6 protein-coding genes are annotated in these 8115 nt (G+C 74.4%); 3 read left to right on the forward strand and 3 right to left on the reverse strand.

Annotated elements, in window-relative coordinates:
* Positions 1-143: 143 nt before the first annotated feature.
* The 3 genes from J3486_RS41470 to J3486_RS41480 are packed head-to-tail and all read left to right on the forward strand — an operon-like array spanning position 144 to position 1973.
* Positions 144-596, forward strand: coding sequence for a DoxX family protein (locus J3486_RS41470; RefSeq protein WP_207829311.1), 453 nt, complete (start codon positions 144-146; stop codon positions 594-596).
* Positions 593-1027, forward strand: a complete 435-nt coding sequence (locus J3486_RS41475) for a Zn-ribbon domain-containing OB-fold protein (protein ID WP_207829313.1) — start codon at positions 593-595, stop codon at positions 1025-1027. The genes J3486_RS41470 and J3486_RS41475 overlap by 4 nt, the downstream gene beginning before the upstream one ends.
* Positions 1028-1067: 40 nt before the next feature.
* On the forward strand, positions 1068-1973 hold the full coding sequence (locus tag J3486_RS41480; RefSeq protein WP_207829315.1) for a GNAT family N-acetyltransferase: 906 nt from the start codon (positions 1068-1070) through the stop codon (positions 1971-1973).
* Here J3486_RS41480 and J3486_RS41485 read toward each other — a convergent pair.
* The 3 genes from J3486_RS41485 to J3486_RS41495 form a co-directional block, all read right to left on the reverse strand.
* Positions 1951-2616: a pyridoxal 5'-phosphate synthase gene (locus tag J3486_RS41485; protein ID WP_207829317.1), complete on the reverse strand. Its 666-nt coding sequence runs from the start codon at positions 2614-2616 to the stop codon at positions 1951-1953. The genes J3486_RS41480 and J3486_RS41485 overlap by 23 nt on opposite strands.
* Positions 2617-2629: 13 nt before the next feature.
* On the reverse strand, positions 2630-4930 hold the full coding sequence (locus J3486_RS41490) for a serine/threonine-protein kinase (protein WP_207829318.1): 2301 nt from the start codon (positions 4928-4930) through the stop codon (positions 2630-2632).
* Between the two features lie 72 nt (positions 4931-5002).
* On the reverse strand, positions 5003-7843 hold the full coding sequence (locus J3486_RS41495) for an ABC transporter substrate-binding protein (RefSeq protein WP_207829319.1): 2841 nt from the start codon (positions 7841-7843) through the stop codon (positions 5003-5005).
* Positions 7844-8115: the final 272 nt, after the last annotated feature.

Here is an 8115-nt window from a genome sequence, read left to right on the forward strand (position 1 = left end):
GCCCGTTGTCGAGGGGGTCCGGTCAAGGAGGAAATCGATTGCGGATTGATCACGGGGAACGGGGCCTTGCGCGCCGCCGGAGGATGCGCTGAACTGACGTACCGTCAGATGTCGTGGAAGGGGCCGGACTTCATGGACGCGATATGGATGCGATAGGCCTCGGCGGAGCCGAGTGGCTGGCCGTGCTGCGCATCGGGCTCGGCCTGTGGTGGCTGGAGAGCTGGCGGCACAAGGACAAGAAGGGCTGGTTCGAGCGCGGCACCGGGATCGCCTGGGCCGCCGACGTCGCCGCCAAGCACCGGTGGAACGCGGTGCGCAGCGGCTTCGACGTCGTCGTGAAACCGCGGCCGAGGACGATGGCGTACGTCGTCGTCTACGCGGAGCTGGCGCTCGGACTCGGGCTGATCGTCGGCCTGTTGACCCCGGTCGCCCTCGTCGGCGGGCTGCTGCTCAATCTCCTGTACTTCACGCTCATGATCCACGACTGGGCCGAGCAGGGGCAGAACGCGATGATGGGCCTGATCTCGCTGGTCGCCCTGTTCGCGATGTCCTGGCAGACCTGGTCCCTCGACCACGCGATCGGACTGTTCGGATGAGCCCCGCGACCACGCCGCCGAGCGGGGGCGCGCGGTTCGACGTGCCCGAGCCGGACGCCTTCACCCGCGCCTACTGGGACGCCGCCGCCGAGGGCACGCTGCTGCTGCGGCACTGCGCGGCGTGCGGGCGCAGCCACCACTACCCGCGGGAGTTCTGCCCGTACTGCTGGAGCGAGGACGGGGCGTGGCGCCCGGCGAGCGGCCGGGCCTCCCTCTACACCTGGTCCGTCGTGCACCGCAACGACCTGCCGCCCTTCGGTACCCGCACCCCCTACGTCGCCGCCGTCGTCGACCTCGCCGAGGGGCCGCGGATGATGACCGAGGTGGTGGAGTGCGAGGCGGCGGCACTGCGGGTCGGGATGGAACTGGCCGTCACCTTCCGGGACGGCGTGCCGGTGTTCAGGACCGCAAGCCGGGCCCCCCGGGAATAACGGGCTGCGCGGGGGCACGGGCGCCGGGCAGCATGGGCGGATGGTGGACACGCAAGCGCATGAGGGAGCCGGAAAGTGGTGGCTCACCCGCGACCCCGAGGAGTTCGAGCGGCGGGCCGGGGCCTTTCTCCGGGCCGATCCCGCCCTGCACACGGTGCCGTTGAGCGTGCTCGCCGGGCTGCTGGCCAAGGAGGCACGCTTCGACGGCACGACCGCCCGGTTCGGGGTGTGGACCGACGCGGCCGGGGAGGTGGCGGGCGCCCTGCTCTGGACACCGCCGTTCCCGCCGTACGTCAGTCCGCTCGGGCCCGACGCGGCCGAGGCGCTGGTCGCCGCCATCGACGCGGACCTGCCCGTCGGGGTCGGCGGCACGGTCGAGGGCGCCCGCGCCGTCGCCGACGCCTGGCTGCGCCGCCACCCCGGCGGCTCGGTCACCGAGGGCATGGCCCAGCGGCTGTACGTGCTCGGCGAGCTGGCACCGCCCGCGCCCGCACCGCCGGGCACCGCCCGGGTCGCGGGCCCGGCCGACCGGGATCTGCTGGCCCGCTGGTTCAAGGAGTTCAGCGACGAGGCCGCCGGCGGCATCGAGGACAGGCTCACCCGGGAACAGGCCCTCGCCTGGGCCGACTCCCGGATCTCGTACGGCGGCGCGACCCTGTGGCTGGCCCCCGACGGCACGCCCGTCGCGCTGGCCGGCGTCACCCGGCTCGTCGGCGGCAGCGTGCGCGTCGCCCCCGTCTACACGCCCAAGGAGCTGCGCGGCCGCGGATACGGCGGGGCCGCGACCGCCGAGGTGAGCCGGGCGGCGCTCGCCGCGGGAGCGGACGCGGTGGTGCTCTTCACCGACCTCGCCAACCCGACGAGCAACGCCCTGTACCAGCGCCTCGGTTACCGGCCCGTGCGGGACTTCACCGTCCTGAGGTTCACGGCCACAGCAACTCCTTGACCCAGCCCGCCTCCGTGCGGCGGTACCTGAGCCGCACGTGCCGCCGCCGGGCGTCGCCCTGGAAGAACTCCACCTCGTCCGGCCTCAGTTCGTACGCCGTCCAGGACGGCACCGGCGCGTCCGGCTCGCGCTGCGCCCGCTCCCACGCGGCCTGCGACGCGCGCTCCAACTCCGCAGCGGAGGAGAGGAGTTCGCTCTGGTGGCCGGTGAGGGCGGCGGCGAGCGCGCCGGTGGAGCGGGCGTGCAGATCGGCCTGCGCCACCTCGGCGGGCGCCGAACGGACGGGGCCGCGGACCCGGACCTGGCGGCCCTGCACCGGCCAGTAGAAGCCGAGCGCCGCGTACGGGCGGGCGGCCAGCTGGCGGCCCTTGGCGCTGCCGGAGTGCGAGGCGAAGCTCCAGCCGCTCTCCCGGTCGGCGCCGTGCAGCATCACCGTACGGACGTCGGCGCGGCCCTCCCCGTCGCTGGTCGCCAGCGACGGGGTGTGCGGCTCGGTCTGCCCGGCCGCCACGGCCGCCGCGAACCACTGGGTGAACAGCGCGACCGGCTCGGCGGGCGCGGCCCCGGTGTCGAAGGCGGGCAGCTCGGTGTCCCAGACGCGCAGGGACCTCAGGAGGGCTTGAAGATCTGGTTCCGGTTCCATGGGGTGATTGTCGTCAATCGCGGGTCAGGGACGCCACCGTGCCGAGCGGGTCCCAGGAGCCCGCGCCGCGCAGCTCCACCCAGACGGGGCGGGTGACGCCCGTGCCGAGGGAGGCGGGCGTGTAGTCGCCCTGGAGGCCGTTGATCCGGGCGCCGGGCAGGGCGGCCGCGATGTGCGCGCGGGCCGCGGCGGCCGTCGTGTCGTTGACCGCCTTCGCCCGGAACGCGGCCACGACCGCCTGCGCCGCCTCGTACTCCTCCAGGGCCCCGGGCCGCGTCATGAGCGGCCGTACCCGGGCGCACCAGGCGGCGTCCTGGGTGCACTCGCCCTTCTCCGGCGCCCCGGCGGGGGACGTGGTGCGAAAGCGCAGGGTGCCGTCGGGCACCGACTCCTGGGCGGACCGCGGCGCGGCGGTGGCGGCGCAGTCGGCGTGGTGGTCGGGGGCGAGGGCGATCTCACCCCGGTATCCGGCGTGCCGCAGCGCGGTGACGTTGTCGCCCTGGCCGCTCTGGTCGGCGAGGTAGACGGTGTCCGGCCGGGCCCCGGCGAGCAGCCGGCGCAGCGCGCTCCGCTTCATGGCGTACGGCGGTGTCGGGGACGGGGTGAACCCGTACCCGGCGCCGCGGCCCGCCGCGAACCGCTCCGCCAGCGGCTCCAGGCCCGCGGTGTCCGGGGCGAGCAGCCGCTTGGTGTGCATGACCTGTTCCAGATACGCGCCGAACTGTTCGACGGCGTCGGCGGGATCGGCCCCGGACCGCGGTGCGTGCGCGTAGTCCTGGCAGGTGCGCAGGGCGGGGGTGCCCTTCATCAGGCCCGCGGTGCCCGCCGCGGTCCCGATCAGGGCGACGACGTCCGGGTGCTTGCGCTCGAACTCGGCCGTGGTCAGGGCGCTCGCGTTCGGCACGGCCACGACCTTCAGCGGCAGCAGCCCCGCGTAGTCGTCCAGGGCCCGCTCCACGGCCCTGGTGTCGGCGCCCGTGCCCTGGTTCGCGACGGCGATCCGGAACGTGGGCTGGTTCAGCGGCCGTACCGGGGGCGGCGGCCCGGCCGGACCGCCGCCCCCGCCGTTCAGGGTGGCGGCCACCGAGATCCCGCCGCCGACACAGGCCAGGGCGACGGCACCGACGAGAAGGGTGCGGCGGCTGCGGCGGCGGGCGGGTTTGGGGGCGGGAGGGGTGAGCTTTCTGGTTGCCGGGGTGGGGGCCGGGGCCGGGGCCGGCGCGGGTGAGGGTGAGGGTGCCGGTGCTGGTGCCGACGCTGGCGTCGAGGCCGGTGCCGGTGCTTGTGCTGACGCTGGCGTCGAGGCTGGTGCGGGAGTCGAGGTTGGTGCCGGTGCCGGTGCCGGTGCCGGTGCCGGTGCCGATGTCGGTGTCTTGACCGTCGGTCCGGTCCGTCCGGTGTGCCCGGCCGGCCCAGCCGGTCCGGTCGGCCCTGCGGAGGTCCCCGGCCCGCACCCCGTCACCCCGTCGAGCAGCGCCACCACCGCGTCCGCGTCCGCGGGCCGGTCAGCGGGGCGCTTCGCCATCAGCGCGGCTGTCAACTCGTCTACGAGGGGCGGCACTTCGGCCCGTGCCCGGCTGGGCTTCAGCGGTGTGTCGTGCAGATGGTTGTACATGACCCCGGCGGCGGGCCCGACGAACGGCGGCCTGCCCACGAGGAGTTCGTAGAGCACGCAGCCCAGCGCGTACAGGTCGATGCGTCCGTCGCCCGGCTCCTGCCGGAACCGTTCGGGCGCCATGTAGAGCACACTCCCGATCGGCAGCGTGCCGGTCCTGGTCAGCCGGGTCGCGGACTCCGCGCCCTCGAGGAACGCGGCGATCCCGAAGTCCAGGATCTTCACCGCACCGGGGTCGCCCGGCGCGACCATGATGTTGCCGGGCTTGATGTCCCGGTGCACGATCCCGGCGCGGTGCGCCGCGGCCAGCCCGAGCGCCGTCTGCCGCGCCCACTCCAGGGCCCGCCCGACGGGGACCCGCACCTCCCGCCGCAGCATCTCCTGCAGCGACTCGCCCTCGACCAGCTCCATGACGAGGTAGGGGACTTCACCGTTCGGCTCGCCGTCGGTGTCCGTCCCGTGGTCGAAGACCGTGACGACGTACGGGCTGGACAGCGCGGCGACCGCCCGCGCCTCCCGCCGGAACCGGCGCAGCAGCTCCTGCCGCTCGCCCGCCTCGATGTCGTCCGGCGGCGCGAACAGCTTCAGGGCGACGACCCGCCCGAGGTCCTCGTCCCGGGCGCGCCAGACCTGCCCCATGCCACCGGAACCGATGGTCTCCAGAAGCCGGTAGCGCCCGCTGAGCACTCGTCCCCGCATAGCGTTCGACGCTAGCCCCGGAATCGACAACTCCCCATCACAGCTTGTGCGTTCGTCCGTAACGGTTTCGGCTCACCGGTCCACGTACAGGCTCGTCGGCGTCATCCCGAGGATCCCGACCCGCACGCCCTTGAGCGCTGTCGTGTACAGGAACGTGGGGGTCAGCACGTACAGCGGGACGGCCGCCGCCTCCTTCACCACCTCGCGGTCCACGTTCGCCCAGAGCGGGCGGGAGCTCTCCAGGCCGGGGGCCGAGCGGGCGGTGTCGATGGCGCTGTCGATGGTGTCGCTGTCGATCTCGGAGTAGTTCGACCAGGTGCCGTGCGGCCCGTAGCGGGAGGCGAACATGCGGGCCAGGTACGTCGACGAGGTGGCGTGCCGGTCGCCGAGGTAGAGGGTGAACAGGTCGTACTTCCCGGCCCAGGCGTCGTCGGTGTACTTGTCGGAGTCGGCGCCGTAGTCGTGCACGGTCACCTTGAAGCCGGCCTGCTCCAGGCTGCCCCGGATCAGGGCCAGTTGTGTGTCGGTGTCGCCGTCGCCGGTGGCCAGTTTCAGGGTGCGGCCGAGCTGGCCCGCGCCCTTGAGGAGCGCGCGGGCGCGGTCGGGGTCGCCCTCGCGGCCCGCGCCGAGCACGTCCTGCGCGTTGTGTCCGGCGACTCCGGGCGCCATCACACCGTTGACGACCTTGCCGCGGTCCCCCCCCTTGTCGAGCAGCGCGGTCGCGGGCACGGCGATGGCGATGGCCTGCCGGACCGAGAGCTGCGGGATGCGACGGGCGTCGACCATCAGGGAGTAGACGAGGCTGCCGGGAGCGGCGATCGACTGCGCGTTGCCGACGTCCGTGAAGCTGCCCTTCAGGCTGGACCCGGCGAGGGTGCCGACGGCCTCGCCGGGCGCCGCCGAGTCCAGGGCGTCGGAGATGGCGTCCTCGTCCATCTGGCCCTGCACCTCGTAGCGGTCCGGGTAGGCGGTGCGGATCGGGTCGGACGCGGCGCTCCACTTCGGGTTGCGGACCAGGGTGAGCCGGTCGTCGGCCTGGTCGGCGATCCGGTACGGGCCCGTGGCGGGCGGCATCATGAACTTCTTGGTGATGTCCTTCGCCCGCAGCCGGGCCGGGAACGGGGCGGAGAGCGTCCCGGCCAGCGCGACGTCGAACTCCGGTTCCGCATAGGCGAGATGGAACACGATCGTGCGGGCGTCGGGCGTCTCGATGGTGCGCTCGGGCAGCCTCGGATCCTGTTTGGAGTACGTGTCGACCGTCTCGCCGAACAGGGCGATCCGCACCCCGGGGTCGCCGCTGGTGTGGTCGGGGTCGAAGGACCGCTCGACGGCGTACTCGACGTCCTGCGCCGTCACCGGCTGCCCGTCCTCGTACGTCAGCCCCTTCTTCAGGTGGAACGTCCACTGCCGCCCGCCCCGGGCCATCGTGCCGGTGTCGGTGGCGAGGTCGCCGACCAGGCGCACCGCGCCGTTGCCGTCGTAGCGGTACCCCGTCAGGCCCCGGTAGACGAGCTGTTCGAGGGACTGGGCGCGCTCGTCCCACGACAGCACCGGGTCCATGGCCGGCACGTCGAGGGATCCCCAGGTCAGCAGCCGGACCGTGCCGCCCCGCTCGGCCCCGGTGACCGGCCGGGCCGGGCCGCCGGCGTCCTTGGCGCCGCCCCGGGTGATCTCCTCGGTGCGGGTGACGACGGCCTTCGCGCTCTCGGTGCGCGGCGCCGCCTGCTTCGGCTCGCCGCCGCCCGAACCGCCGCCCGAGCCCCGGTCGCCGAGCGGGCCGACGGTGAACAGGGCGCCGAGCAGCGCCCCGACGGCGACCAGGGCCCCGGCCGCGATCCACCTGGGGTCGCGCAGCCGCTTCGCCGTGGAGACCGTGGGCCGGGTCTGCGGCGGCGCGGGCGTGGGCGGCGTCAGGTGGTACGAGGTGGGGGGCTGCCCGGGGGCCGCGTACGGGTTCGCCGCGGCCGGGCCCCAGGGCGAGGCGAGCGGTCCGTACGGGCCCGCCGACGGCGGGCTCCCGGGCGCGGCGACGCGCGGGTCGGCGGGGCCGGGCGGCCGGTGCCCGGCCCGCTCCAGGAGCTCCGCCGCCTCGTACGCGGACGGCCTGCGGGCCGGGTCCTTCTCCAGCATCCGGGACACCAACGCGTCCCATTCACCGGCCAGTTCGGGTACGTCGTCGGCGAGCGGCCGGGGCGGTTCGTAGAGGTGGGCGTGCATCAGCTCGGCCGCCGACGTCGCCTCGAACGGCGGATTCCCGCTGAGCATCTCGCGCACCGTGCAGCCCAGCGAATACACGTCGGCGGGGCCGCCGTCCACGGCCCGGGTGAACCGCTCCGGCGCCATGTACGCGAGCGTGCCGACCACCGAGTCCGAGGTCTGGGTGAGCCGCCCGAGCCCGGCGCGGCCCGTCGCGTCGAGGAACTTGGCGAGCCCGAAGTCCACGACCCGGACCGTCTCCTCCGGGGTGACCAGGATGTTCGCCGGTTTGATGTCGCGGTGCACGATGCCGGCCGCGTGCGCGGAGGCCAGGGCGCGGGCCACCTGTGACGCCAGGTGCGCGACCCGCTCGGGCGGCATCGCCCCCTCGCTCTCCAGGAGCTCCTGGAGCGGTGTGCCGCGCAGCAACGGCATGACCAGATACGGGACTTCACCGTCCGTGCCGTGGTCGTACAGCGGCGCTATCCCGGGGTGGTCCAGCGCGGCGGCCGCCCGTGCCTCCCGCGTGAACATGGCGAGCATCCGCTCCCGGTCCCGCTCGGACGTCCCGGGCGGGAGCTGGAGCACCTTGACGGCCACCTGGCGGCCGAGCAGGCGGTCGGTGGCCCGCCACACGATGCCCATTCCGCCGGATCCGACCCGCTCGTCGAGCACGTACCGCCCGTTGAGCACCTCACCCGCTCCGCTGCCGGCCATCCCGTCAGGCCTCCCCCCGTCAGCCCCAACTCCCCTACGATAAACCGGACTTAGAGGGCCGTCGAGGGTGTTAGCGGTCGTACACGGACGTTCCAGCCCCACCCGCCCGCCCACCCCGCCTTGGGCCATCCGCCGCCGCCCGCCACGGCCGCCTCGGGCGATCCGCCGCCGGTCGGCTGCCGCGCCGCCTTGGGCAATCTGCCGCCATGGGCGGCAGGGTGGGCAAGGCGGCACCCCGGCGCGGGGCGAGCGCTCCAACCGGCCTCCAGCTC

The organism is Streptomyces sp. VRA16 Mangrove soil (assembly GCF_017377775.1).
Classification (GTDB): domain Bacteria; phylum Actinomycetota; class Actinomycetes; order Streptomycetales; family Streptomycetaceae; genus Streptomyces.